At 71.5% G+C, this 24,999-nt stretch carries 20 protein-coding genes and 1 tRNA gene; 13 read left to right on the top strand and 8 right to left on the bottom strand.

Annotated elements, in window-relative coordinates; genetic code table 11:
* Positions 1 to 137 precede the first annotated feature (137 nt).
* Positions 138 to 2,603, top strand: coding sequence for an ATP-dependent DNA ligase (locus ET445_RS02280; RefSeq protein WP_129188458.1), 2,466 nt, complete (start codon positions 138 to 140; stop codon positions 2,601 to 2,603).
* Between the two features lie 10 nt (positions 2,604 to 2,613).
* On the opposite strand, the gene ET445_RS02275 is transcribed toward ET445_RS02280, so the two are convergent.
* The 3 genes from ET445_RS02275 to ET445_RS02265 are packed head-to-tail and all read right to left on the bottom strand — an operon-like array spanning position 2,614 to position 4,900.
* On the bottom strand, positions 2,614 to 3,672 hold the full coding sequence (locus tag ET445_RS02275; protein ID WP_129188456.1) for a DNA topoisomerase IB: 1,059 nt from the start codon (positions 3,670 to 3,672) through the stop codon (positions 2,614 to 2,616).
* A 27-nt stretch (positions 3,673 to 3,699) separates the two neighbouring features.
* Positions 3,700 to 3,966 (bottom strand): DUF7218 family protein, encoded by a 267-nt coding sequence (locus tag ET445_RS02270; RefSeq protein WP_129188454.1) that lies wholly within the window; start codon positions 3,964 to 3,966, stop codon positions 3,700 to 3,702.
* A 52-nt stretch (positions 3,967 to 4,018) separates the two neighbouring features.
* Positions 4,019 to 4,900 (bottom strand): SDR family oxidoreductase, encoded by an 882-nt coding sequence (locus tag ET445_RS02265; protein ID WP_129188452.1) that lies wholly within the window; start codon positions 4,898 to 4,900, stop codon positions 4,019 to 4,021.
* Positions 4,901 to 5,024: 124 nt separating this feature from the next.
* Here ET445_RS02265 and ET445_RS02260 point away from each other — a divergent pair, with 124 nt between their 5' ends.
* Together ET445_RS02260 and ET445_RS02255 are read left to right on the top strand one after the other, a co-directional pair.
* A complete protein-coding gene (locus ET445_RS02260) occupies positions 5,025 to 5,381 on the top strand; it encodes a DUF7882 family protein (RefSeq protein WP_129188450.1) in 357 nt (118 codons plus the stop codon).
* Positions 5,382 to 5,464: 83 nt separating this feature from the next.
* On the top strand, positions 5,465 to 5,704 hold the full coding sequence (locus tag ET445_RS02255; RefSeq protein WP_129188448.1) for a hypothetical protein: 240 nt from the start codon (positions 5,465 to 5,467) through the stop codon (positions 5,702 to 5,704).
* A 31-nt stretch (positions 5,705 to 5,735) separates the two neighbouring features.
* On the opposite strand, the gene ET445_RS02250 is transcribed toward ET445_RS02255, so the two are convergent.
* Together ET445_RS02250 and ET445_RS02245 are read right to left on the bottom strand one after the other, a co-directional pair.
* Positions 5,736 to 6,059 (bottom strand): DUF7882 family protein, encoded by a 324-nt coding sequence (locus ET445_RS02250; protein ID WP_129188446.1) that lies wholly within the window; start codon positions 6,057 to 6,059, stop codon positions 5,736 to 5,738.
* A 29-nt stretch (positions 6,060 to 6,088) separates the two neighbouring features.
* Complete coding sequence (locus tag ET445_RS02245; RefSeq protein WP_129188444.1) at positions 6,089 to 6,754, bottom strand: DUF6766 family protein; 666 nt, start codon at positions 6,752 to 6,754, stop codon at positions 6,089 to 6,091.
* Positions 6,755 to 6,868: 114 nt separating this feature from the next.
* On the opposite strand from ET445_RS02245, the gene ET445_RS02240 reads away from it, so the two are divergent.
* From ET445_RS02240 to ET445_RS02215, 6 genes are all read left to right on the top strand, one after another.
* Positions 6,869 to 7,879: a LacI family DNA-binding transcriptional regulator gene (locus ET445_RS02240; RefSeq protein WP_129188442.1), complete on the top strand. Its 1,011-nt coding sequence runs from the start codon at positions 6,869 to 6,871 to the stop codon at positions 7,877 to 7,879.
* Positions 7,880 to 8,262: 383 nt separating this feature from the next.
* Positions 8,263 to 9,951, top strand: a complete 1,689-nt coding sequence (locus tag ET445_RS02235; protein ID WP_208008616.1) for a glycoside hydrolase family 13 protein — start codon at positions 8,263 to 8,265, stop codon at positions 9,949 to 9,951.
* A gap of 57 nt (positions 9,952 to 10,008) precedes the next feature.
* Positions 10,009 to 11,373 (top strand): ABC transporter substrate-binding protein, encoded by a 1,365-nt coding sequence (locus tag ET445_RS02230; protein WP_129188440.1) that lies wholly within the window; start codon positions 10,009 to 10,011, stop codon positions 11,371 to 11,373.
* Positions 11,374 to 11,466: 93 nt separating this feature from the next.
* Positions 11,467 to 12,453, top strand: a complete 987-nt coding sequence (locus ET445_RS02225) for a carbohydrate ABC transporter permease (RefSeq protein ID WP_208008506.1) — start codon at positions 11,467 to 11,469, stop codon at positions 12,451 to 12,453.
* Complete coding sequence (locus ET445_RS02220; RefSeq protein WP_129188438.1) at positions 12,450 to 13,418, top strand: carbohydrate ABC transporter permease; 969 nt, start codon at positions 12,450 to 12,452, stop codon at positions 13,416 to 13,418. Before ET445_RS02225 ends, ET445_RS02220 begins: the two co-directional genes overlap by 4 nt.
* Positions 13,419 to 13,612: 194 nt before the next feature.
* Positions 13,613 to 13,685: transfer RNA gene (locus ET445_RS02215), tRNA-Arg, on the top strand.
* Here ET445_RS02215 and ET445_RS17100 read toward each other — a convergent pair.
* Positions 13,651 to 14,151, bottom strand: coding sequence for a DUF2975 domain-containing protein (locus ET445_RS17100; protein WP_165314269.1), 501 nt, complete (start codon positions 14,149 to 14,151; stop codon positions 13,651 to 13,653). The two genes, ET445_RS02215 and ET445_RS17100, sit on opposite strands and share 35 nt — an antisense overlap.
* Before the next feature lie 174 nt (positions 14,152 to 14,325).
* On the opposite strand from ET445_RS17100, the gene ET445_RS02205 reads away from it, so the two are divergent.
* Positions 14,326 to 15,882, top strand: coding sequence for a S1C family serine protease (locus tag ET445_RS02205; protein WP_129188434.1), 1,557 nt, complete (start codon positions 14,326 to 14,328; stop codon positions 15,880 to 15,882).
* Positions 15,883 to 15,902: 20 nt separating this feature from the next.
* Positions 15,903 to 17,120: an NAD(P)/FAD-dependent oxidoreductase gene (locus ET445_RS02200; protein WP_165314268.1), complete on the top strand. Its 1,218-nt coding sequence runs from the start codon at positions 15,903 to 15,905 to the stop codon at positions 17,118 to 17,120.
* 84 nt (positions 17,121 to 17,204) lie between these two features.
* Here the strand turns inward: ET445_RS02200 and ET445_RS02195 are convergent, their stop codons facing one another.
* Both ET445_RS02195 and ET445_RS02190 read right to left on the bottom strand, forming a co-directional pair.
* The gene (locus ET445_RS02195; RefSeq protein ID WP_129188429.1) at positions 17,205 to 18,104 is read right to left on the bottom strand and encodes a carbohydrate kinase family protein; all 900 of its coding nucleotides are present in this window, start codon (positions 18,102 to 18,104) and stop codon (positions 17,205 to 17,207) included.
* 90 nt (positions 18,105 to 18,194) lie between these two features.
* Positions 18,195 to 20,294 carry an FAD-binding protein gene (locus tag ET445_RS02190; RefSeq protein WP_129188427.1) on the bottom strand — a complete coding sequence of 700 codons (2,100 nt, stop codon included), beginning with the start codon at positions 20,292 to 20,294 and terminating at the stop codon, positions 18,195 to 18,197.
* 149 nt (positions 20,295 to 20,443) lie between these two features.
* On the opposite strand from ET445_RS02190, the gene ET445_RS02185 reads away from it, so the two are divergent.
* Complete coding sequence (locus ET445_RS02185; protein ID WP_208008504.1) at positions 20,444 to 21,529, top strand: FAD-dependent monooxygenase; 1,086 nt, start codon at positions 20,444 to 20,446, stop codon at positions 21,527 to 21,529.
* Positions 21,530 to 21,608: 79 nt separating this feature from the next.
* A complete protein-coding gene (locus tag ET445_RS02180; RefSeq protein WP_129188425.1) occupies positions 21,609 to 24,977 on the top strand; it encodes an ATP-binding protein in 3,369 nt (1,122 codons plus the stop codon).
* Positions 24,978 to 24,999 lie beyond the last annotated feature (22 nt).

Below are 24,999 nucleotides of genomic sequence, written 5' to 3'. Positions count from 1 at the left end.
CCCGTCCCAACGCAATTCAGGAAGAACTCTCCGCTCGTCGGTGTGTCGTCGCTCTCGGACCGGCGTGCCGAACGTTTCTTCCTGAATTGCGGTGGGGACGGGCGGGCAGGAGGGGCCGAGACGGGCAGGATGGGGCCATGGCCGCAGGGGAGGGGCGCCAGACCGTCGAGGTCGACGGTCGCACGCTCGCGCTCACGAACCTCGGCAAGGTCATGTATCCGTCGACGGGCATGACGAAGGGCGAGGTCGTCTCGTACTACGCAGAAATCGCCCCGGTCATGCTTCCCCTCGTCGCGGGGCGTCCGGTGACGCGCAAGCGGTGGGTGCACGGCGTCGGCACGGCGGATGCCCCGGGGCAGGTCTTCTTCGAGAAGAACCTCGCGGGCCATGCGCCCGAGTGGCTGGGCCGCGGAATCATCGAGCACTCCGACGGGCCGAAGACCTATCCCATCGCGGACACCCGCGCCGCCCTCGTGTGGCTCGCCCAGCAGGCCGCGCTCGAGATCCACGTGCCGCAGTGGCGCTTCGCGCCCGACGGAACCCCGGGCAACCCCGACCGCATGGTGTTCGACTTCGACCCCGGCGAGGGGGTCGGGCTCGCCGAGTGCGCCGAGGTCGCGCGGCTCGTGCGCGACATCCTGACGCCCATCGGACTCGACCCGATCCCGGTCACGAGCGGCAGCAAGGGCATCCACCTCTACGCACCCCTCGACGGGCGACAGAGCTCGCAGCAGGTGTCGGATGTCGCGCATGAACTGGCCCGCGCGCTCGAGGCCGACCACCCGAAGCTCGTCGTGTCGAGCATGAAGAAGGAGCTCCGCACGGGCAAGGTGCTCATCGACTGGAGCCAGAACAGCGCCGCGAAGACGACGATCGCGCCGTATTCGCTGCGGGGGCGGTTGCGGCCGACGGTCGCGGCGCCGCGCACGTGGGACGAATTGGATGACCCGGGGCTCGCGCAGTTCGAGTGGCAGGAGGTGCTCGAACGCGTCGCCGCGGGGAACGATCCGGCTGCGGCGCTGGGCGGTGCCCGCCCCGAGGCATCCGGCCCGCTCTCGACCTACCTCTCGATGCGCGACCCGGCGAAGACGCCCGAGCCGATGCCGGCGGCCGTGCCGGTCGTGCCGGTCGCGCAGGCCGGCGCCGCCCCCGCCGACGGCGCGCTCCGCTTCGTCGTCGACGAGCATCACGCGCGCAGCCTCCACTTCGACCTGCGGCTCGAGCGCGACGGGGTGCTCCGCAGCTGGGCGGTGCCGAAGGGCGTTCCGGATGACCCGGGCGTCAACCGGCTCGCGGTGCAGACCGAGGACCATCCGCTCGAATACCTCGAGTTCCACGGCGAGATCCCGAAGGGGCAGTACGGCGCGGGGAAGATGTCGGTCTGGGACACGGGCACCTACACGGCCGAGAAGTGGCGAGACGACGAGATCATCGCAACGCTCAAGGGGCGCGAGGGCGGGCCGCTGCGCGGCTCGGACGGGCGCGGGGTGCGCGTCGCGCTCATCCGCACGTCGGGCGAGGGGCAGAAGTCTCAGTGGCTCCTGCACCGCATGAAGGAGCAGCGGCCGGATGCCTCGGCGCACGCGCCTGCGGCGGCGGCCGCTGAGATCTCCGAACGCCCCATGCTCGCCGTGCCGGGCAAACCCGTCGACGTCGCGCGCGGCGACTGGGCGCTCGAGTGGAAGTGGGACGGCATCCGCATCCTCGCCCGCACCGACGGCGGAGCGGTGCGCCTCACGAGCCGCAGCGGCCGCGACGAGACCGCCCGCTACCCCGAACTCGCCGGGCTCGCCCGGGCGCTCCGCGCCGACGCGCTCGTCGACGGCGAACTCGTCGCCCTCGACGCCGACGGACGGCCCGACTTCGGGCGCATGCAGCCGCGGATGAACGTCACGCGTCCGCGCGAGATCGCCGAACTCGCGGCATCCGTGCCCGTGCGCCTGCTGCTCTTCGACGTGCTCGAGGTCGCGGGCACGCCGACGATCGACGAGCCGTACGTCGAGCGGCGGGCGCGGCTCGAGCGCCTGTTCCGGCCCGTCGAAGGGGTGCCCGTCGAAGTGCCCGCGCTCGCGGCATCCGAAGCCGGTTCCGAAACGCGCGCCGACCCGGGCGTGGTCGAGGCCGCGCTCGCCGAAGCCCGTGCGCTCGGCCTCGAGGGGCTCGTCGCGAAGCGACGCGGCTCGCGGTACCGCCCGGGGGTGCGGAGTGACGACTGGGTGAAGCTCAAGCTCACGCGCACGCAGGAGGTACTGATCGGCGGCTACCGCAAGGGCACCGGCACGCGCGAGGGCCGCATCAAGTCGCTCCTCGTCGGCACGCCGACCCCCGATGGCCGCCTCGAGTATGCGGGACGGGTGTGGTCGGGGCTCGGCGAGCACGAGCTCGACCGCCTGCTCGCGACCTTCGACGGCCTGCACGCGGGCGACTCCCCGTTCGTCGCCGTGCCGCCCGCCGAGGCGGCCGACGCCGTGTGGGTGCGCCCCGAACTCGTCGGTGAGATCGAGTTCTCGGGCTGGACGACGGCGGGGTCGGCAAGGCATCCGCGCTGGCGGGGGCTCCGCCCCGACCTCGACGCCGCCTCGATCGTGCGCGAGCGGGACTGAGCCGCCGGGCTCAGGCCGCCGACCCGGCTTCGACTCCCGGCGCGGATTCCGCGTCCGCCGCCACGAGCGCGATGAGCGCGCGCTCTGCTGCGCCGCGGCGCGAGAGGACGACCCCGCGATCGTAGGCGGTGAACACGCGCGGATCGACATAGCTCGCTTTCGCGATCGCGGGCGTATTGCCGAGGGCGACGGAGGTCGCGACCACGGCGTCGCGCATCGCCGCAGCGCGCGCCCGGGCCGATGACTCGACACCGATCTCGGCGAGCCGTTCGGCTGCGACGATCGTCCCCCGCAGCGTGCGGAAGTCCTTCGCGGTGAAGTCGCCGCCCGTGCGGCGACGGATGTCGTCGTTGACCTCGGCGGCCGTGAGCGCCCGGTGGCGACGGGTGTGCTCGGCTCGCCAGGCGTAGAGGCGGGCGGATGCGGCGCGCTCGCGCGCGAGCGTGACGAACCCCGCGAGCGCCGCATCGCCGACGCTGAGGTCTTGCGCGATCCCGTCTTTCGCGCGGAAGCGGAACCGCACGACGGGCGGGTGGGCCGTCGCGTCGGCACTCGCCGCCCCGCGCGTCTCCACCGTCGCATTCCGCACGAGCAGGGTCGTGAGACCCCGGTGGCGGGCAGCCGCGAGCGATTCCTCCGACCCGACGCGCAATGCTCCGAGGTCGAGGGTGCGGAACGCCGCGGCGAGCACTCGATGCTCTTCGAGCCCGTGTTCGGCGAGGCCGACCGAGAGTTCCCGCTCCGCGGTCAGGCGCGCCTCCGGCAGGACACGTGCGAGCAGCACCATCCGATCGAACTTCTCGATGTCCTGTCGCTCCCGCCAAATGGGGTTGTAGAGGTACTGGCGACGTCCTGCGGCGTCGACGCCGACGGCGAGCAGATGCGCGTTCGCGGCATCGGCGATCCAGACGTCCTTCCACGCGGGAGGCACCGCCAACTCGGCGAACCGGGCTCGATCACGAGCGCTCGCGCGTTCGCCGTGCGGGCCGACATACGAGAAGCCGCCGCCGCGGCGGACCCTCGTCCACCCCGGCGACGTGTACGGCTCGACGCGTGTGAGGCGAGGCATCCGCCGCTCGGATCTGCGGCGACGCCGTCAGTGGTTGCGCAGCGCGTCGATGAGCTCGGGCTTGCGCTTGTCGCTGTACCCGTGGAGGCCGAGCTCTTTCGCACGCCGCTTCAGCTCGGGGACGGTCCAGTCGTCGTACGACCCCGACTCGCCGCCCTTGCGTCCGACCGCACTGCGTCCTCGCGCGGCCGCCGCGTTCGAGATGCGCGCGGCCTTCTCCTTCGACGCCCCGTCTTCTCGGAGCTCCTCGTAGAGCTCGGGGTCCTTGAGCGAGGCGTTCCTTCGTCCGGGCATGATGTGCTCCTTTCGTGCGGGCAGGGTTCGGCGGGGCGAGCGGGCTTCCCCGTCAGAGCGGCTTGCCGCCCGTGACGGGCAGGATCGCGCCCGACACGTACGACGCCTCCTCCGAGGCGAGGTACACGTAGGCGCCCGCGAGCTCGGCGGGCTGCCCGGCGCGGCCGAGCGGGGTGTCCTTGCCGAACTCGGGCAGATGGTCGGGCCAGCCGGTCGCGGGGATCAGCGGGGTCCAGACCGGACCCGGCGCGACGGCGTTGACGCGGATGCCTCGCGGCCCGAGTTCCTCGGCGAGCGCGCGCGTGAAGGCGACGAGCGCGGCCTTCGTCATGGCGTAGTCGACGAGTGCGCTCGACGGGTGGAACCCCTGGATCGAGGTCGTCGTGATGATCGACGAGCCGGCGTCCATCCGCGGCACGGCCGCACGAGCGAGGAACACCGCCGCGAAGAGGTTCACGCGCATCACCCGCTCGAAGTCCGCAGTCGGAATCTCGTCGATGCCGCCGCGCTCGCGCTGGTGCGCGGCGTTCAGCACGAGCAGGTCGAGGCCGCCGAGGCCGGCATGCGCGAGGTCGACGAGCTCGCGGCAGAAGTCCTCGTCGCGGAGGTCGCCCGGCACGAGCACCGGCGTCCGCCCGGCGTCGTCGACCCAGCGTGCCGTCTCGCGCGCATCCTCGTCCTCTTCGGGCAGGTAGCCGATCGCCACGTCGGCGCCCTCGCGCGCGAACGCGATCGCGACGGCCCGGCCGATGCCGGAGTCTCCACCCGTGACGAGCGCGCGGCGCCCCTCGAGGCGCCCGCTCCCGCGATAGCTGTACTCGCCGTGGTCGGGCTGCGGATGCATGGGCTCGGTGAGCCCGGGCGGGCGCTGCTCCTGCGGCACGAATCGGTCCGTCGTGTGCTTGGAGGTCGGGTCGACGAGGTGGCCGGTCATCGTCACTCCTCTCGAGGTCACGCCCACGGTAGGTCCGCCCGGTAGCGCCCTCGACGGGGTTGACAGCCGCCCGGCATCCGTCGATGATCGCGCGCGGCCCATGCGCGCGGCGTAGTCTCCAACGATGGGAACCCTCTACTACGGAGATTCAGGCACGCCGATCGGCATCGAGGATCGCGCACTCGCGCATCTGAAGGTCGCCATCACGACCAAGCTCCGCCGCGGAGAGAGCTTCACCCTCTCGTGGGTGCACCCCGAGGGTGACCCGCTCGGGCGAAGCACCCTGTGGCTGCACCCCGCGATCCCGCTGCGGTTCGTTTTCAACGAGGCGCAGCGTCCCGAGCTCAGCCGGCCCTGGGTCGAAGAGCTCATGCGCTCGGCCAACTCCACAGGAGGCATCGAGCTCGTGCCCGAGCACCTCGACACCGACGCACCCGACGTCGACGGCGACGCGCAGGGGGTCGCGGCGACGCCGAAGTAGGAGAAGACTGCGCGACACGGGGTTCGGATGTCTCGTGCTCGCGCGAGTCCGGGAACCGATCGGTCTCGGCGGAGGGGACGGCCATGGGTGAGGAGCGCATTCCGATCGAGCGGTGGTGGCCGCCGTTGTCGATCGACGGGAAGCATCTCGTGCTCGCGGCGCTCGAACCGCTTCCCGACGACCTCGCGTCGGGCGTCGTCGTCGAACTCGACGGCGCGGTCGTCGAGGAGATCGCGGAGCTCGGCTTCGAGCTCGAGACGCCGGTGCGGCTCACCGTGCAGGAACTCGTGTTCATCCGCACGCAGATCGAGCCCGTCGACTGACGCCTCGGGCCGACGACCGGTCAGTCGCCGGTCAGTCGCCGTCCATCTCCTCGCTCTCGTCGGGCTCGGGCACGTACTGCAGGCCCGCGGGACTGTTCGCCTGCAGGAGCAGCCGCTCGATCCAGATGCGGTTGAGCTTCGGCTGCCGGTTGCCGCTGAACACGAACTGCAGCGGCACCGACGGGTTCAGCCACATCGTCGTGCGGCCGCTGCCGTTCTCGACGCCGTGCTCCCACGTGAGCGAGAAGCTCTCGCCTCGACGCAGCTTGTTGACCACGGCGAAGCGAAGGTGCGCGAGCGTGCGATCGTCGATCTCGATCTCACGATTGGACGAGTTGTAGATCAGTCGGCCCATTCCGGCAGCCTAGCCCGACCGTCCGGGCGTCATCCGGTCTCGCCGTGAGGCGCCGCGACAGGCTTCGACTCGGGCGACCCCCGCTGCCGCAGGTACACCGACGCGAGCACGAGCGCCGCGACCGCGAGGAACTCGCTCTGCCAGTTCTGCATCGACTCGAACCAGAACTGGGAGGTGCCGAGGTACTCCCACATGCCGACGGGCGGCAGCCCGTGGGCGGCGCGGTCCTCGGAGTACGCCGCGGCGCCCGTCGCGGCGTGGAGCAGCACGGATGCCCCGAACAGCACGAAGAACAGGATCGCGAGCGAGTTCTCGTAGACGACGAGCCAGAACCCGCCGCGGCGCACCGGCCACGGCGTCTTCGGGCCGACCTTCGCTTCGCGCGGGTCGTCGTCCTGCGGCACACGCTCGCCCGGAGGCTTCGACTCCGAGGACCCCTTCTGGATGAGGAAGATCGTGAGCACGACGTACGCGCCCATCTGCAGGAACTCCGACTCCCAGTTCTCGAACACGGCCTCGCCGAACGCGCCCGATCCGAGATAGGCGAAGAACCCGATCGGGGCGAGTCCGTGCTCGAGCTGATCGTCGTTGTACACCGCGAACCCGCTGACCGCCATGCCGGCGAAGAACACGACGAAGAGCGCGAAGGTCACGGTGAAGAGGCTGTGCTCCCGGAGCCACCGCGCGAAGGTCATGCCATGAACGATGGTCGGATGCCTCGGCGTGGGCAACCCCCTCGACAGGGCGACTGCGAGGCATCCGCCCGTTCTTTGTCGAGTTCTTGCATGCGTTCGCGTACGATTGCGGCCATGTCGAGACGGCTTGCGGATGTCGCGCGGAAGGTCGGCGTCTCCGAAGCCACCGTGAGCCGCGTGCTCAACGGCAAGCCGGGGGTCGCCGCTTCCACGCGCGACGCCGTGCTCACGGCCCTCGACGTGCTCGGCTACGAACGGCCCACGAAGCTCCGCGGCGAACGCGCCAGGCTCGTCGGGCTCGTCATGCCCGAGCTCCAGAACCCCATCTTCCCCGCGCTCGCCGAGGCGATCGGCGGCGGGCTCGCGCAGAACGGGTTCACGCCCGTGCTCTGCATCCAGACCGCGGGCGGCATCACCGAGACCGACTACGTCGAACTGCTCCTGCACCAGCAGGTGTCGGGCATCGTGTTCGCGGGCGGCGCGTACGCCCAGGCCGACGCGAGCCACGAACACTACGCGCGGCTCGTCGAACTGCAGTTGCCGACCGTGCTCATCAACGCCCCCATCGACGGACTCGGCTTCGCGACCGTGTCGTGCGACGACGCGATGTCGATGGAGCAGGCGTTCGGGCACCTCGTGCAGCTCGGCCACCGGCGCATCGGCATCCTCCTCGGCCCGCCCGACCACATCCCGTCGCAGCGCAAGCACCGCGCTGCGATCGCCATGGCCGCGCGCCACGGCATCGACCTCGACGACGGCCTCGTCGTGCACTCGCTCTACTCGCTCGAGTCGGGGCAGGCGCAGGCGGCGAAGCTCCTCGCCGCGGGAGCGACGGGCATCGTGTGTGCGAGCGACCCCATGGCGCTCGGCGCCGTGCGGGCGGTGAAGCGGGCAGGCTTGCGAGTGCCCGAAGACGTGTCGGTGATCGGCTACGACGACTCGGCGCTCATGAACTGCACCGAGCCGCCCCTCACGACGGTGCGTCAGCCCATCGAATCGATGGGGAAGATGGTCATCGAGCTCCTCATGCGCCAGATGTCGAGCGAGCGCGCGATCGGCGACGAGGTGCTGTTCGCGCCCGAACTCGTCGTGCGCGCGTCGACGGGGCCGGCGCCCCGCGCCTGACCGGCGTCCCCCCCCCCCCCCGCGCCCCCGCGCTCCACTCGTGTTTGTCGGACATCTGCCGGTTTGTCGGACGTGAGAGCGAGCACATATCCGACAAACAGGCGATTGTCCGACAAACGTGGGTGGGTGGGGTGGGGTGCGGGGTGGGGTGGGGACGGGGGTGGATGGATGCAGGGCGGCATGAGAGCGGCGGATGCCTCGTGCAGACGCTTGCTCGGAGTCTGCAAGCCACTTCCGCAAATCGACGCAAGTCGTCGCAATATTCAGTCTGATTGTTGAATAGTTGCATCATTCTGTTGCTGTCATTACGTTGACGTGCATCGACGCCGACGTCCTCCAGACTGCGGCGCGCAGCCCGACGAGGAGACGCAGTGACGATGCCCATGACGGATGCCGGTGCGGATATCCCGACCCCCGCACGGCACCTGCCGCAGGCGCTGGTCGAAGACCCGCTCTGGTGGCGGAGCGCCGTCATCTACCAGGTCTACGTCCGCAGCTTCGCCGACTCCGACGGGGACGGCACGGGCGACCTGCGCGGCGTCCGCTCCCGGCTCGGCTACCTCAAGGAACTCGGCGTCGACGCGCTCTGGTTCAACCCCTGGTATCCGTCGCCGTTCGCCGACGGCGGCTACGACGTCGCCGACTACCGAGACATCCACCCCGCCTTCGGCACCCTCGAAGACGCAGAGCTCCTCATCGCCGAAGCGCTCGAGCTCGGCATCCGCACGATCATCGACGTCGTGCCGAACCACGTGAGCTCGGAGCATCCGTGGTTCCAAGCGGCGCTCGCCGCCGGCCCCGGCAGCCCCGAGCGCGAGCGCTTCTGGTTCCACCCGGGCCGCGGCGAGGGCGGCGACGAGATGCCGAACCACTGGGTGAGCGAGTTCAAGGGCGAGCCGTGGACGCGCACGCTGAACCCCGACGGCACGCCCGGCGACTGGTACCTCCACCTCTTCACGCCCGAGCAGCCCGACCTCAACTGGAACCATCCCGACGTGCGCCGCGAGCACGAGGACATCCTGAGGTTCTGGTTCGACCGCGGCGTCGCGGGCGTCCGCATCGACTCGGCCGCGCAGCTCATCAAGCACCCCGATCTCCCCGACTACCCCGAGAACCCGGGGCCTGGCGAGCACCCGCACGTCGACCGCGACGAACTGCACGACGTGTACCGGTCGTGGCGGCGCATCGCCGACTCGTACGACGGCGCACGCGTGCTCGTCGGCGAGATCTGGCTTCCGGATGCCTCCCGCTTCGCGGCCTACCTCCGCCCCGACGAGATGCACACGGCGTTCAACTTCGACTTCATGTCGCGATCGTGGGATGCCTCGGAGCTCCGTTCCTCGATCGACCTCATGCTCGACGCCCACGCCCCGGTCGGCGCCCCGAGCACGTGGGTGCTCTCGAACCACGACGTCACCCGCCCGGTCACGCGCTACGGCCGTGAGGACACGTCGTTCGCGTTCGCGAAGAAGCGGTTCGGCACGCCCGTCGACCTCGCCCTCGGCACCCGGCGCGCCCGCGCCGCGGCCCTCCTCACGGCAGCGCTGCCGGGCGCGCTCTACCTCTACCAGGGCGACGAACTCGGCCTCCCCGAAGTCGAGTTGCCGCGCGACGCGATCGAGGACCCGATGCACTTCCGGTCGGGCGGCATCGACCCAGGACGGGACGGATGCCGCGTGCCCCTGCCGTGGCGGGGGAGCGAGCCGCCCTACGGGTTCGAGCCGGCCGATGCATCCGCCCCGACCTGGCTGCCGCAGCCGGCCGACTGGGCGCCCCTCACCGTGCAGGCGCAGGAGGCCGACCCGTCGTCGATGCTGTGGCTCTACCGGCAGGCGCTGCGCATCCGCAAGCGCGAGCGCTCGCTCGGCGACGGCGCCCTCGAGTGGCTGCCGAGCGCGCCCGACGTGCTCGTCTTCCGCCGCGGCGACGACCTCGTCTGCGTCACGAACCTCGGCGGCGCGCCCGCCGAACTGCCCGAGCACGAGAGCATCCTGCTCGCGAGCGCGCCGCTCGACGGCGGCCTGCTGCCCCCCGACTCGACGGCGTGGCTCCGCACGAGCGCCGCCGGCTGACCGAACCACCCAGCACCACCCACCGCACCACCGACACAGCACCGAAAGGACAGGACAATGAAGTCACCAGGCAAGGTCGTGCTCGCGGGCATCGCCGCGCTCGCGATGGCGGGCTCGCTCGCCGCGTGCAGCCAGGCATCCGACGAGGCCGGAGGGAAGACCGAGCTCCGCGTCGCCACCTTCCCGCCCGGCGCCGACGAGGCCGCCTACAAGGCCTTCGAGACGCAGGAGCAGCAGTTCGAGAAGCTCCACCCCGACATCGACATCATCGGCGTCGAGTACGAGTGGGAGGGGCCGACGTTCGCCGTGCAGCTCGCGGGCGGCAGCCTCCCCGACGTCTTCACCGTGCCCTTCACCGACTCGAAGACGCTGCTCGAGAACGGCCAGCTCATGGACGTCACCGACGAGGTCACCGAACTCGGGTACAAGGACAGCTTCAACCCGATCATCCTCGAGGGCGTCACCGACTCCGAGGGGCACATCTTCGGGTTCCCGCGCCAGGCGTACGCGATGGGCCTCCACTACAACCGCGACCTGTTCGAAGAGGCGGGCCTCGATCCCGACAACCCGCCGCAGACGTGGGACGAGATCCGCGAGGCCGCGAAGACCATCCACGACAAGACCGGCAAGGCCGGATACGCGCAGATGGCGATCAACAACACGGGCGGCTGGCAGCTCACCGCCCAGACCGTCGCGCGCGGCGGCCGCACCCAGATCGACAACGGCGACGGCACCTACGAGTCGACGATCGACAACGACGGCACGAAGGCGACGCTCGAGTTCCTGCACGACCTCCGCTGGGAGGACGACTCGTTCGGGGCCAAGTTCGACCTCGACTGGGGTTCGATCAACCAGGAGTTCGCGGCGGGCAACATCGGCATGTACACGTCGGGCTCCGACGTCTACACGGCCCTCGTGCGCGACTTCGGCATGGCGCCCGAGCAGTACGGCCTCACGGTCGTCCCGCTCGAGGGTGACGACCCGGGAACCCTCGGCGGCGGCGACATCGCCGTCGTGAGCCCGACGGTCGACGACGCGACCAAGGCGGCCGCGGTCACGTGGATCGACTGGTACTACATGCAGAAGCTCATGAACGAGGACGCCGCGAAGCAGGACGCGAAGGCGCTCGCCGACTCGGGTCAGGCCGTCGGCACTCCCGTGCTGCCGGTCCTCAGCCGCGAGCTCTACGAGGAGTCGCTCACCTGGATCGAGGAGTACATCAACGTGCCTCGCGACCAGATGGCGCCGTTCACCGACGCGATCTGGGACCAGACGCCCGTCGGCGAGCCGAAGGGCAAGACGCAGGAGATCTACGCGCTCCTCGACACCGTCGTGCAGGCCGTCCTGACCGACCAGAACGCCGACATCGACGCGCTGCTCGAGCAGGCGAACACCGACGCGCAGGCCCTGCTCGACGAGTGACGGACCCGGTGGTCGAGCGGCATCACCCCGCCGCTCGACCACCGGATGCCTCGCGCCCGACCCGATACGCACCGAACGACCCGAGGACCGAAGATGACCCTCACCGCCCAGCCCCCGCCCGCACCCGCCGGTGCCGACGAGCCCGAGCCCGAGGCATCCGCCGTGCCCTCCCGCCGCAAACGCGAACGCAACCTGCGAACCTGGATCGCGGGCGGAGGCGTCTGGAACCTCGTGTTCGTCCTGCCGATGCTCGTCGTGTTCGGCCTGTTCAGCTGGTCGCCGATCGTGCAGTCGGTGATCATGAGCTTCCAGAAGACGAACCTGCTGACGCCGCCCGAGTGGGTCGGCATCGACAACTTCGTCGGCGTGCTGACCGATCCGCTGCTCGGCCGAGCCATCCTGAACACCCTGTACTTCGCGGCGCTCGCGCTCGTACTCGGATTCCCGCTGCCGCTCTTCATGGCCGTGCTCATGAGCGAGGTCAAGCGCATGAAGGGCCTCTACTCGGCGCTCGCCTACCTGCCGGTCGTCGTGCCGCCCGTCGTCGCGGTGCTCCTCTGGAAGGTGTTCTACGACGCGAGCCCGACGGGCGTCTTCAACACCGTGCTCGGGTGGGTCGGCATCCCGCCGCAGCCGTGGCTGCAGAGCCCCGCGACGGCGATGCCCTCGCTCGTCATCGAGGCGACGTGGGCGGCGGCCGGCGGGTCGATCATCATCTACCTGGCGGCGCTCCTCGCGGTGCCGCCCGAGCTCTACGACGCGGCCGAGGTCGACGGCGCCACGATCTGGCAGAAGATCTGGCATGTGACCCTGCCGCAGCTGCGGGGCATCCTCTTCATCATGCTCATCCTGCAGGTCATCGCGACCGCGCAGGTGTTCCTCGAGCCGTTCCTCTTCACGGGCGGCGGGCCGAACAACGCGACCGTCACGATCTTGCTGCTCATCTACCGCTACGCGTTCCAGAACTCGCTCGGCGGCAACTACGGCGAGGCGACGGCGCTCTCGGTCATGCTCGCGATCTTCCTCGGCCTCCTCAGCTGGGTCTACTTCAAGCTCACCGACCGTTGGAGCACCTCATGACGACGACCAGCACCACGATCGACGTGCACCGCCGCGAGGGGCTGCGGCGAGGCATCCGTCGTCGCCCGAAGTCCGAGGAGCAGGGAGATCGCGGCATCGTCTCGGACTTCGACCGCCGCAAGCGGTCGACGAAGCTCGGGATGTCGGCCGTGCACGTCTTCCTCCTGGTCGGCCTTGCGCTCGCCGGGCTCGGGCCGATCCTGTGGCTCGCGAAGGCCGCCGTGACGCCCACGCAGGACACGCTGCGACAGCCGTTCGCGCTGTGGCCGAACGGCATCGACTGGGCGAATCTGTCGAGTGCGTGGAACGACATCCACATCGACCAGTACTTCTTCAACACGATCGTGATCGCGGCGGGCGCGTGGTTCTTCCAATTGCTCGTCGCGACGACGGCCGGGTACGCGCTCTCGGTGCTCCGGCCGGCGTACGCGAAGGTGCTCAACGGGCTCGTGCTCGCGACGCTCTTCATCCCGTCGGTCGTGCTGCTCGTGCCGCTCTACCTCACGATCGTGTCGCCGCCCCTGCTCGGGCGCGACTACTCCCTGCTCAACAACTACGTGGCCGTGTGGCTGCCGATGGCGGCGAACGCGTTCAACATCCTGTTGGTCAAGCGCTTCTTCGACAACCTGCCGCGCGAGGTGTTCGAGGCGGCGCGCACCGACGGCGCAGGGCCCGTGCGGCTGTTCTGGTCGATCGTGCTGCCGATGTCGCGGCCGATCCTCGGCGTCGTGAGCGTCTTCGCGATCATCGCCGCGTGGAAGGACTACCTCTGGCCCATGCTCGTGCTGCCCGACCCCGCCGTGCAGCCGTTGTCGGTGCGGCTGCCGGCAGTGCAGAGCCAGACCGAGCTCGACGTGTTCCTCGCGGCGCTCGCGATCGCGACGCTCATCCCGATCGCGATGTTCCTCGTGTTCCAGAGCGTGTTCCTGCGGTCGGCGGGGCTAGGCGGCGCGGTCAAAGGGTGAGTGGATGCCTCCCGCCCATCGTGATCCGTCGCGGATCGCCCCTTCTCGGCCGAGTGAAGGGCGATCTGCGGCGGATCGTGGGCTCGATGGCGCCGACGCGCCCGGGCGTCGGCACTCGATTGGCGCCTTCGCAGACGATGGGTTAGAGTTACGTGGTTGCCTGATCGCGGACGAAGCGGCAGGCGACATCCCATGCGCCCGTAGCTCAATGGATAGAGCATCTGACTACGGATCAGAAGGTTGGGGGTTCGAGTCCCTCCGGGCGCGCGGAAGAAGGCGGTTCGCAGTATGCGAGCCGCCTTCGTCGTCGATGGTGGCCCACGAGTGCCGCGACGATGACGGCGATCATGCACAGCAGTCCGAACAGCATCGGCGGGCCGCCGACCTTCGCGACGGATCCGGCGTGGACGAACACGCCCGAGAACACCACCGCCATCGAGATGATCGCCAGCGTGGCGAGGTCGAGCCATCGCTCCGCTCGCTTCACGGCACGACCCTCTCGGCCGCCCGTCGAGATCGCCCGCCAGACCGCGAACAGGGACAGTTCGAAGAAGCCGAGGCCGATGCCGACTGCGACGACGTACGGAGTCGCCAGCCAGGCGACCTCGGGGTAGCGTGCCGCCGACTCGGCGGCGAGACTCGGAACGATCCAGAACTGCAGGAGTATCGCGCCGACGAGCAGTGCGACGAGGGCGGCGTGTGCGATCGCGGCTGGGCGTGCATCGGGGGTCATGGGTGAAGCCTGCGCGTGAGGAGCGACTCGGCGCATCGGCCCTTCGGATGACCTCAGGTGCCCTTTCGCAGTGCTTGCGCCGGGCATCGTCGACGACCGGCACCGGGAAAGGTTCGCGCTAGCGACTTCTGGAATCGTCTCCGCCGACCACTCGGAATCGGATCGGAGCACATCATGAACTCGACCACACGCCCGCCCCGACTCGCGCGCACGGCTCTCGCGGCGACCGCCGTCGGGGCTGTCGCCGCGCTTTCCGGATGCGCGGGTCTGCCGGGCATCCCCGGTTCGGATCCGGGCCGCGCACCGGGCGCCGTCGGATTCGACGGCGTGCAATCGGCGACCATCCAGATCGAGGCGGTCGGCACGTTCGTCTCGCCCGAGTCGGGCGGGTACGAGGCCGCGGGCCGCGGATCGGGATTCCTCATCTCGCCCGACGGACTCGCCGTCACGAACAACCATGTCGTGGTCGGTGCCGGCACGCTCGACGTGTGGGTCGGCGGCGACACGCGCAAGACGCTCAACGCCGAAGTGCTCGGATCGTCGGAGTGTCTCGACCTCGCGGTCATCCGGCTCGACGCGGAGGACCTGCCGTTCTTCGAATGGCACGAGGGCGAGATCGCGACGGCGACCGATGTGTACGCGGCGGGCTTCCCGCTCGGCGACCCGACCTTCACGATGACGCGCGGCATCGTGTCGAAGGCGTCGACGCGCGGCGAGACCCCGTGGGCCTCGATCGACGAGGTCATCGAGCACGACGCGCGCATCCGCGGCGGCAACTCGGGCGGCCCGCTCGTCGACGCCGAAGGCCGGCTCGTCGGCGTGAACTATGCGGGGAACAACACCTACGACACGAATCTCGCGATCCACCGCGACGAGGTGCTGGCGGTCGTCGGCGACCTCATCGAGGGCCACGACGTGCTGAGCCTCGGGATCAACGCGCAGGCGATCACCGACGAGGAGGGCAACGGGCTCGGTGTCTGGGTCAGCTCGGTCGCGTCGGGATCCGCAGCCGACGAGGCCGGCATCCTGCCGGGCGACCTCGTGACGCGCATGCAGGGCGTGACGCTCGCGACGGACGGCACCCTCGCCGACTACTGCGATGTGCTCCGCACCCACGGACAGGACTCGACGATCGACGTCCACGTCTACCGCCCCTCCGACGGGCTTTACTACCGCGGCCAGTTCAACGGCGACGAGCTCGCGCCCGTCCAGGTCGTCGAGAGCGCTCCGGGCGGGGCCGCGGCGGGCGGCGCGGCGGCGGGCGAGTTCGTGCAGGTGACGGACGACTCGGGCGCGATCTCGGTCGAGGTCCCCGCCTCGTGGGACGACCTCGACGGTGCCGGGTACACGAACGAGTTCGGCACGTGGGCGAGCATCGTCGCGACCCCCGACATGGCGGCGTTCAGCGACACGTGGAACGCCCCCGGCACGTGGATCGCGGCATCCGAGGACGCCGTCGGCGCGCGCTCGGTCGACGCGCTCGTGGCCGATGCGGCCGTGTTCCTGACCCAGCACTGCACGCTCGCGGGCGCCGACGTCTTCGACGACGGCCTGCACGAGGGCAAGTACGAGGTCTACGAAGGATGCGGCGAGCCGGGCGCGTCGTACATCTTCCTCGCGGCGAATGCGAAGAACGGCTCGTACGTCATCACGGTCGCCGTGCAGGCGAACGCCGAAGAGGACCTCGCGGCGATCGACCGCGTCATCGGCAGCTTCTCGGCGAAGTTCTGACCGGCGAGGAGGGGTTCAGGATGTCTCGGCAGCAGTCTCCCGTCTCCGTCGTGATCCTCGGCGGCGGCTACGCAGGCGTCATCGCGGCCAACCGCCTGCGCGGATCGCTGACGCCCGACGAGGCGACGCGCGTGCGCGTCACGATCGTGAACCCGACCGATCGGTTCGTGCACCGGATCCGGCTGCACGAGTTCGCAGCGGGCGGCGAAGACGTCGCGTTCGCGTTCCCGTCGATGGTCGGTGCGGGGGTGCGGCTCGTGATCGGCACAGCCCGGCGGATCGACGCCGACGCCCGCCGGGTCGTCGTCGAGACGGCGGTCGGCCCCGTCGTGGTGCCGTACGACCGGCTCGTGTACGCCGTCGGGTCGTCGTCGGCGGTCGGCCGGGTGCCCGGCGCGGCCGAGCATGCGCTGCCGATCGGCGGCCTCGACGGCGCCGCGCGCGTGCGCGACGTCTTCGCCGCGCCGACCCCGCCTGCACGGGTGAACGTCGTCGGCGGCGGGCCGACGGGCATCGAGGTGTCGAGCGAGCTCGCCGAGGCGCACCCCGCGACCCGCATCGTGCTGCTGAGCAGCGGGCCGGTCGGGGCGGCTCTCCGGCCGGCCGCGCAGCGGCGGATCGTGCGGGGGCTGCGACGGCTCGGCGTCGAGATCGTCGACCACGCGCGGGTGGCTTCGGTGACGCCGGACGGCGCGTCGCTCGAGAACGGGCGCTTCGTCGGCGCCGACGCGACGGTGTGGGCGGCAGAGTTCGATGTGCCGACGCTCGCGCGCGACAGCGGCCTCGCGGTCGACGAACGGGGTCGGCTCCTCGTCGACGAGACGCTCGCCGCACTCGACGATCCGGCGATCGTGGGAGCGGGCGACGCCGTCCGGCCGCCCGACTCGGTCGCCGCGCACCTGCCGATGGGTGCGCGCGTCGCCCTTCCCATGGGGCTCGCCGCCGCCGAGCGGATACTCGCCGAGCTCCGCGGCAGAGCCCCGGAACCTCTCTCGATCGGGCTTCTCGGGCCCTCGATCAGCCTCGGGCGGCGCGACGGCTACATCCAGCCGGCGCGACCCGACGACTCGCCCCTGCCGTTCGCGTTCACGGGGCGGCTGGGCGCCGCGATCAAGTCGTGGGTGTGCCGCATGACCATCAACGATCCGCGGGCCGAACTCTCGCGCCCGGGCGCGTACCGGGTGCGGCGCGGGCCGGCGCCGCGAGCGGTCGCGGCGCGCGAAGACGCGCGCGTCTGACGCGGAGGACGACGGGCCGGATGCCTCGCGGTCGACCCTTGTCACCGCGCCGAACGACCTGCATCCGGGCCGGTCGCCCGCCGTTCAGCGCCGGTCGAGCGCCGGATGCAGGTGTTCGGATGCGAGCGCGACGATCGCCTGTGCGGCGCCGGCCGCGAGGCATCCGTCGATCTCCTCGCCGGCCAGCCGGGCTGCGAGGAAGCCCGCGAAGAACGCGTCGCCCGCGCCGTTCGTGTCGACGACGGCCCCGATCGGGACGGCCGGCGTGCCGAACCGGCGCCCGTCGGCGGCGAGCGCGATCGCACCCTCCGCACCGAGCGTGCAGATCGCGAGGCGGGGTCCTCTCGCGAGGCACGACGCCATGAGGGCCCACGGGTCGTCGGTGCCGTCGTCGTTCATGAAGACGACCTCGGCGGCCCGCACGAACGGCTCGTGGAACGCACTCGCGCCGTCGTAGTCATGGAGATCCGCCCAGACGGGCGCAGTCCACGCGGCCGCCCCCGCGGAGGCGCGACGCGCGAGTACCTCGGCGCCGAACCCGCTCAGGTCGACGACCGCGATCGTCGCCCGGGCCAGCGCTGCTTCGACGGTCGCGAGCGTCTCCGCGTCGGGCTCCGTCGGCGTCGAGACGTAGAGCGAGACGCGTGCTCCCGCCTCGGTCATGAGGTTGACGTGGCGTTCGGTCTCGCCCGACGTGTGGGCGTGCAGGTCGACGCCCGCACCTTCGAGTGCGTCGACGATGCGGCGGCCATCTGCGTCGCGGGCGACGAGGGCGTGCAGTTCGGACGTGAATCCGCCCGCCGCGCCGAGCGACGCGAGATGGAGCGTCTTGCCCGCCGACGTGCCGCCGACCGTGTGCACGGAGCCGGTCGCGAACTGCATGTGCGGCACGGGTTCGGGCAGGCGGTCGAGGACGATGAGGTGGTTCCACGAGGCGGGGCCGCAGACCACGAGGTGCGGAACGGTCGAGGGGAAGTGCGGCATTCGGGCGGGTCCTTTCGGGCGGTCGGGTCGGGGAGCGGCGCAGGCACCGCGCGCGGCGGGGACGGGACATCCCGCCCCCGCCGCATCGCGTCACCCGGGGAACGGGAATCGGCCTTCGGGGTCGTAGCGCCGGCGGATGTCTCGCAGGCGCTCGCGGACCGCGGGCGGCCATGAGGCGTCGAGCTCGTCGAGTCGGTTCGCCCGACCGACGAAGTTGATCTGCGTGCCTCCCGTCGCCCACGGTGCGAGCGCCTCGAACACGCCCTCGACGACCGCGGGGATCACCGTGTCGAGGAGCTCGGGGACCGGTGCACCGACGATGTGCAGCGAGTACGCGGCATCCCGCCCGCCGACCGCGTTGGGCTCTTCGGGTTCGCGACCGAGTGCGCCGCCGAGGTGTCGGATCTCGACGGCGGCGAGCGGCACGTCGGCGCTCGGCCCGACGGCGCGTACGAGCGCGTCGGCGGCCTCCTGGTCGAAGTCGGCCAGCAGGATGCCGCCGTCGGCCACGGGCATCGGATCGACGGGATCGGAGTGGATGGCGCCGAGCTGGGCGTAGGGCAGCTCGCCGACGGCGTCGATGATGGGGTCGGCGACGGCGCGGATGGGGTTGAGCAGTTGCTCGGCGTCGGCGGCCGGGCCGACGTACGCGATCCGGAGGTGCGCGACGAAGCGCCCGCGAAGCGGCTCGGGCAGCTGGGGGAGCGGCGGGAGGCGGAGGAGCGCGATCGAGCTCGTGAGCTCTTCGGGCAGGCCCTTCGACCAGGCGGGGTAGGCGCGCACAATCGCCGGGGCGTCGGCCTCGGCGAAGTAGAGCCCGCCGCCGTAGACGCCCGCGAGCGGGAAGAGGTCGATCTCGACCGAGACGACGACGCCGAACCCGCCCTTGCCGCCCCGGAGCGCCCAGAACAGGTCGGGGTTGAAGCTCGGGTCGGCGGCGATGAGGCCTCCGTCGGCGGTCACGACGCTGATCGAGCGGACGTGGTCGGCGGCGAAGCCGAAGGTGCGGGCGACCGGGCCGATGCCGCCGCCCAGCAGGTATCCGACGACGCCGACGTGCGGCGCGGAGCCGCAGAGGGGAGCGAGTCCGTGGGGCGAGGCGGCCTCGAGCACGTCGGCCCACGAGGCCCCGGCGCCGACGACCGCGGTGCGCGTGGGGGCGTCGATGTCGACCGAGGCGAGCCCGGCGGTCGCGAGCGCGATGCCGTCGACGATGGGGGCGAGGGCGCCGTGGCCGCGGCCGACGACGTACACCTCGAGCGAGTGCTCGTTGGCGAAGCGGACGGTCTCGACGACGTCGTCGACGCGTCCGGCCGCGACGACGAGTGCCGGCGAGTGCACGACGGCGGTGTTGAATCCGGCGAGTGCGGCGCGGTACTCGGGGTCGTCGGGCCCGTAGGCCGTCGCGACGCCCGCGGCGCGGAGTTGGGCGAGGAGCGCGATCGAGCGCTCGGTGACTGCGGACATGGGGTCCCTTCCTTTCGGGATGTCGGTGTCCTCAGTTCTCGCAGGGTGGCCTGTCGCGCGGCTTGCATCTCGGCTCGCGGGGGCGGCGCCGGGTGCAAGGTCGGTGACGGATGTCTCGTCGGCGCCGTTCGCGATGGCCGTGAGGTAGGCGCGCAGCACGCTCGCGGTGTCGAGGCGGAGGTAGCCGTACCCGATGCGCGAGACGAGTGCGAAGACGAGCCCGTCGGTGAGGAGGACGAGGTTCTGCACTTGCTCGGGCCGGGCGTCGACGCCGAGCCGGGCGAGGAAGCCTCGTGCGACGTCGAGCGTCGTGCCCGCGAGGGGCGACGCGCTCGAGAGGATGCCGCGGATGGACTCGCGTTCGACGAGGTCGATCATGAGCGCGTACCGGGCGCGCTGGTCTTCGCTGCGGTCGGCGAGGCGTTGGACGAACCCGTCGAGGACCTCGACGGCGATCTCGAGCCGGTCGGGGTCGTCGGCGTGTTCGGCGGAGCGGCGTTCGAGCTCGGCGAAGACGGCGCCGAGCTCGCGGGCGCTGCGGTCGGCGAGCCGGTGGGCGACGAGCTCGATGAGCGCGAGCCTCGTGGACGCGTAGTAGCTCGTGGAGCCGTTCGGGAGGCCGGCTTCGCGGTCGACGGCGCGGTGGGTGAGGCTTCTGAGCCCTTCTCGGGCGAGGAGCGCGATGGCTGCGTCGGCGATCAGTTCTCGGCGGTTCTCGGCCATGGGCTCCTGCTTCGTCGGATTCGACCTTGCACGGAATCGACTCTACAGGTGTAGAGTGCCCTTGCACGCGATCTCTACAACTGTAGAGACGGTGTCCCCGCCCCTACCGGGTCATTCCCCACACGACCCCGACGGAAGGATGCGATCCCATGCGCACAGCGATCATCGGCGCCGGCATCGGCGGACTCTGCGCGGCGATCGGCCTGCAACGCGCGGGTGCCGATGTCACGGTCTTCGAACGCGCGAGCGCGCTCGAGCCCGTCGGATCGGGACTCTCGATCTTCGCCAACGGTCTGACCGCACTCGACTCGCTCGGGCTCGGCGACGCGTTCCGCGAGATCACGACGACCGAGGCCCGACAGCTCGTCGGCGGCCAACGACGTCCCGACGGCACCTGGCTCGCGAAGATCCCCGACGGCGCGGTCGACGAACTGCGCATCGTGCATCGGGCCGACCTGCACCGACTCCTGCTCGGCGCCCTCCGGCCCGGGACCGTCCGTCTCGGCACGGCCGTGTCGGGCGTCTGCTCCGACGGCCGAACGCTCACGACATCCGACGGACCCGGACGGTTCGACGTCATCGTGGCCGCCGACGGCATCCGCAGCAAGGTGCGGGCCTCGTGGCCGGCCGACCCCGGCATCCGCTACTCGGGCTACAGCACCTGGCGGGGCGTCACCGCCGAGCCCGTCGACCTCCACGGCGAGGCGGGCGAGACGTGGGGCCACCGCGAGCGCTTCGGTCTCGCCCCGCTCGCCGACGGCCGCATCTACTGGTTCGCGGTCGCGTCGATGCCGGCCGACAGCGAGATCGACGACGAGTACGCCGAAGTGCAGCGCCGCTTCGGCGGATGGCACGCCCCGATCCCCGAGATCATCGCGGCCACCGAGCGCTCGACGGTCTTCCGGCTCGACATCAACGATCTCGCGGGAGCCGTGCCGACCTTCCGCCGCGGGCGCTGCGTGCTCCTCGGCGACGCCGCGCACGCGATGACCCCGACCTCGGGCAGGGCGGCGGTCAGGCGATGGAGGATGCTGCGACGCTCGCCGCCCTGCTCGAACGCATCGCGGGTGACCCGTCCCCCGACGCATCCGTCATCGATGCCGCACTCCAGGCCTACGACGGTCTGCGTCGCGAGCGCACCCAGCCGATCGCCAGGCGCGCTCGAACCCTGGGCGCCGTCGCGCACGTGCGAAGTCGTGCGGGTGCGCGCGTGCGAGACGCGGTGTTGCGGATGACTCCCGCCTCCGCACTCCGCCGGCAGCTCGAGTCCGTCCAGACCTGGCGCCCGCCGGCGCCCGTCTGATCGGATCGGCCGTGTCCACCGCGTTCGCCCGCGAATCGGCCGGCTCGCAGGTTCGTCCGGCCCGCACCGCCCACCCGTCGGTCGGGCTCCTCGGGCCGCTCGAGGTCCACGCCGACGGACTCGCCGTGTCGCCGCAGGTCGGGCGGGTGTCGGCGCTTCTCGCATTGCTCGCCCTCAGCCCGGGTCGCGTCGTCTCGGCCGACCGGCTCATGGCACAGCTGTGGGACGACGAGCCGCCGCAATCGGGCGTCGCAGCGCTCTACGTCTATGTGTCGCGGCTGCGCCGCCAGCTCGAGCCCCTCGGTGTCCGCGTCGTCACGCAGGCGCCCGGCTATTTCCTCGACGTCCGCCCCGACCGGATCGACCTCGTGCGCTTCGCCGACGCCGTGCGGCGTGCCGAGCACGCGTGCGGTGAGGAGTCCTGGGCCGAGGCGACCGCAGCCGTCGAGGCGGCGCGCGTGCTCTGGCGCGGCGAGCCGTTCGCGGGACTGCCGACGTGCGACGAGCTCGTCGTCGAGGGCCGGCGGCTGGCACGGGCGCGACGTCGGATCGACGAACTCGAAGCGCGCGTGCTCCTCGGGATCGGCGATGCCGGGCGCGCGGCGGCACGGGCGCGGACGCTCACCGAGGCGGAGCCGCTCGACGAGGGCTACTGGGAGCTGCGGATGCGCGCCGAGCATGCCGCAGGCAACACCGCGATCGCGCTGTCGCTCTTCGACGAGTTCCGAGAGCTCCTGGTCGACGCACTCGGAATCGACCCCGGTCCGCGGGTGCGCGACCTGCACACGTGGATCCTGCGCGACGCCGATGCGGACGCGGACGCCGGCCGGGACGGAGCGGCCACCGGGTCGGCGGACGCGAACTCCGCGACCGACCCCGTGACGGTCGGCCGCACCGCCCAACGCGTCGAGATCGACCGGATGCTCCGAGACGTCCGCGAAGGCCGCGGGCACGTCGTCGTGTTCGAAGGCGGAGCCGGCGTCGGCAAGACGCACCTCGCCGAGCTGGCCGCCCGCAGCGCCGCGCGGGCGGGGATCGACGTCGTCTGGGCGCGCTCCGTCGACGGTGCCGGGGTGCCCCCGCTCTGGATCTGGCGGCAGCTGCTCGGCGCACTGCCGGGCGCCGAGGCATCCGGAGCCGCGCAGCTCGACGAACTGCGCGACCGAGTCACGGACGGCGGGGCCGATCTCGGCGACGCCGCACGCTTCGAGCTCTCCGACGCGATCGTGTCGCGAGTGCTCGCGGCCGCCGCGGCGAACCCGATCCTCCTCGTCGTCGACGACCTGCAGTGGGTCGACTCGGCGTCGCTGCACGCACTGCGACTGCTCGCCGCGCGCACCCGCGAGACGCCGTGCGGACTCGTCGTGACGGCACGCCAACCCGAGTCGCAACGCACCGAGGTCGCGTCGCTGCTCACGGCGTTCGCGAGAGAGGATGCCTCGAGCAGACTGCTCCTCGCACCGTTCTCGGTCGACGAGGTCGCCGAGCTCATCGACGCCCACGAGACCCACGCGGCAGACCGTGCAGCGGCGACCGCCGACACGCTCCGGGCCCGCGCCGAACGGCTCGCCGAACGCACGGGCGGCAACGCATTCTTCGTCACGACGCTCCTCGCCCAGGGCGCCGACGGTCCGCTGCCCGCCTCGATCGCCGAACTCTTCACGGGGCGGCTCGAAAGCCTCGAACCGCCCGTACGCCGACTCGTCGACCTCGCCGCCGTCGGCGGTCAGAGCCTCGACCGGCCCGCGCTCGCGGCGGCGACCTCACTCGCCGGACACGAGCTCCTCGACGCGCTCGAGTCCGCCGAGCGGGTCGGCGTGCTGCGCGCGGCGGACACCGGCTGGACGTTCAGCCACAGCCTCGCCCGCGATGCCGTGCTCGACGCCATGACGGCCTCGCAACGCATCCTCGCGCACGCCGCATACGCCGACGCCCTCGAGCGGGCACACGTCGTCGATGCCGACTCCGTACTCGAAGAGCTCGCCCACCACCGCTACGAGGCCGCCGCAGGCGTGCCCGAGCGTGCGGCCTTCGAGGCGTGCACCGAGGCCGCCGACCGGGCCCGCAGCACGCTCGCATTCGACCGTGCGGCACGGTTCCGCGAGCGTGCGCTCGCGATGCTGCCCGCCGATGCGGACCCCGGCGCGCGGATCGACGTCCTCCTCCGACTCACCGAGGAGCAGCGCGAGGCGGGCGACGTGCAAGCCGCGGCACAGAGCCTCCGGGCGACCTTGCGCCAAGCACAGCGACTGGGCGACCGCGCCGCGACCGTGCGCGCGCTGTCCCTCCTCGGCGGCGTCACGCTCTGGAACTGGCGCCAGCTCGGCGAGGTCGACCGCGAGACCATCGACCTCTTCGACGGCGTCATCGACGACCCTGAGACGACCGACGCCGAACGCGCCGACCTGCACTGCGCGCTCGCGATGGAGCTCTACTACGGCGACGACGACGACCGGCATCGCGGCGTCGAGGCCGCACATCGCGCGATCGAGCACGCTGCGGCATCCGGAGACCCCGCCGTGCTCGCTCGAGCCTCGAGCAGCCGGGTCTTCACCCTCTGGCGGCCCGGCGGCGAAGGCGCGCGTCTCGCGGTGCTCGACCGCTGGCTCGGCCTCCGCGGCGACGCCCGGGGCCCGGGCGACCGCGTGCCGGGGGAGATCGTCGCCCGACTGCACCGCGCCTCCATCCGACTGTCGACGGGCGACATCGCGGGCTTCGCCGAGGACTCCGAGCGCGCGGGGGAACTCATCCCTCGACTCGGACGCACCGAGTTCGAGGCACAGCACGCCGGCCAGCTCGCGTGCGCCGCCATGCTCGAGGGCCGGTTCAACGACGCGCGGGCCCTCATCGACCGCACCTACGACCGGCTCCGACGCACGAGCATCTGGGGAGGCGAGTGGGGGCGAGCCATCCAGACGCTCACGCTCGCCCGGCTCGAAGGCGACGTCGCCTTCGTCGCCGACCGCATCGTCGCGAAAGCCTCGGAAGACGCCCATCGCACGCTGCGGTGGGCGGCGGTGCTCGCGCTCGCCGAGGCGGGAGCCGAGCACGAGGCGCGCGCCATGCAGTCGCGGTGGAACCTGCGCCGGGTGCCCGTGTTCCCGTACTGGGGCAGCGACTTCGACCGTGCGCAGGCCGCCGCGGTCGCCGTTCGGCTCGGCACCCCGCTGCTCACCGACGCGTACACCGCGCTCGCCGAGACGACGGCCCCGCTCGTCGTCGCAGGCACGGCGCTCGCCTGCTGGGGCCCCCGCGATCGGCTGCTCGCCGACATCGCCGAACGTCTCGGCTGGGACGATCGCGCGGCCGAGCACCGGCGCGCGGCGGACCGGTTGACGCGCGACGTCGTCGAGCGCTCGGGCATCTCGCTTCGGTGGTGATCGCCAAGGGCGCGCCGGGCGG

It is taken from the genome of Agromyces protaetiae, from assembly GCF_004135405.1.
Lineage (GTDB): Bacteria > Actinomycetota > Actinomycetes > Actinomycetales > Microbacteriaceae > Agromyces > Agromyces protaetiae.
This window is presented reverse-complemented; position numbering and strand designations above follow the sequence as displayed.

What these genes read in the sequence shown, in the direction of transcription:
- ET445_RS02195 (WP_129188429.1), bottom strand. Translation starts at nt 18,104, where the DNA reads ATGCCGCACTTCCCCTCGACCGTTCCGCACCTCGTGGTCTGCGGCCCC.
- ET445_RS02185 (WP_208008504.1), top strand. Translation starts at nt 20,444, where the DNA reads ATGCGCACAGCGATCATCGGCGCCGGCATCGGCGGACTCTGCGCGGCG.
- ET445_RS02205 (WP_129188434.1), top strand. Translation starts at nt 14,326, where the DNA reads ATGAACTCGACCACACGCCCGCCCCGACTCGCGCGCACGGCTCTCGCG.
- ET445_RS02260 (WP_129188450.1), top strand. Translation starts at nt 5,025, where the DNA reads ATGGGAACCCTCTACTACGGAGATTCAGGCACGCCGATCGGCATCGAG.
- ET445_RS02235 (WP_208008616.1), top strand. Translation starts at nt 8,263, where the DNA reads ATGACGGATGCCGGTGCGGATATCCCGACCCCCGCACGGCACCTGCCG.
- ET445_RS02190 (WP_129188427.1), bottom strand. Translation starts at nt 20,294, where the DNA reads ATGGCCGAGAACCGCCGAGAACTGATCGCCGACGCAGCCATCGCGCTC.
- ET445_RS02225 (WP_208008506.1), top strand. Translation starts at nt 11,467, where the DNA reads ATGACCCTCACCGCCCAGCCCCCGCCCGCACCCGCCGGTGCCGACGAG.
- ET445_RS02220 (WP_129188438.1), top strand. Translation starts at nt 12,450, where the DNA reads ATGACGACGACCAGCACCACGATCGACGTGCACCGCCGCGAGGGGCTG.
- ET445_RS02250 (WP_129188446.1), bottom strand. Translation starts at nt 6,059, where the DNA reads ATGGGCCGACTGATCTACAACTCGTCCAATCGTGAGATCGAGATCGAC.
- ET445_RS02265 (WP_129188452.1), bottom strand. Translation starts at nt 4,900, where the DNA reads ATGACCGGCCACCTCGTCGACCCGACCTCCAAGCACACGACGGACCGA.
- ET445_RS02240 (WP_129188442.1), top strand. Translation starts at nt 6,869, where the DNA reads ATGTCGAGACGGCTTGCGGATGTCGCGCGGAAGGTCGGCGTCTCCGAA.
- ET445_RS02280 (WP_129188458.1), top strand. Translation starts at nt 138, where the DNA reads ATGGCCGCAGGGGAGGGGCGCCAGACCGTCGAGGTCGACGGTCGCACG.
- ET445_RS17100 (WP_165314269.1), bottom strand. Translation starts at nt 14,151, where the DNA reads ATGACCCCCGATGCACGCCCAGCCGCGATCGCACACGCCGCCCTCGTC.
- ET445_RS02255 (WP_129188448.1), top strand. Translation starts at nt 5,465, where the DNA reads ATGGGTGAGGAGCGCATTCCGATCGAGCGGTGGTGGCCGCCGTTGTCG.
- ET445_RS02200 (WP_165314268.1), top strand. Translation starts at nt 15,903, where the DNA reads ATGTCTCGGCAGCAGTCTCCCGTCTCCGTCGTGATCCTCGGCGGCGGC.
- ET445_RS02270 (WP_129188454.1), bottom strand. Translation starts at nt 3,966, where the DNA reads ATGCCCGGACGAAGGAACGCCTCGCTCAAGGACCCCGAGCTCTACGAG.
- ET445_RS02230 (WP_129188440.1), top strand. Translation starts at nt 10,009, where the DNA reads ATGAAGTCACCAGGCAAGGTCGTGCTCGCGGGCATCGCCGCGCTCGCG.
- ET445_RS02275 (WP_129188456.1), bottom strand. Translation starts at nt 3,672, where the DNA reads ATGCCTCGCCTCACACGCGTCGAGCCGTACACGTCGCCGGGGTGGACG.
- ET445_RS02245 (WP_129188444.1), bottom strand. Translation starts at nt 6,754, where the DNA reads ATGACCTTCGCGCGGTGGCTCCGGGAGCACAGCCTCTTCACCGTGACC.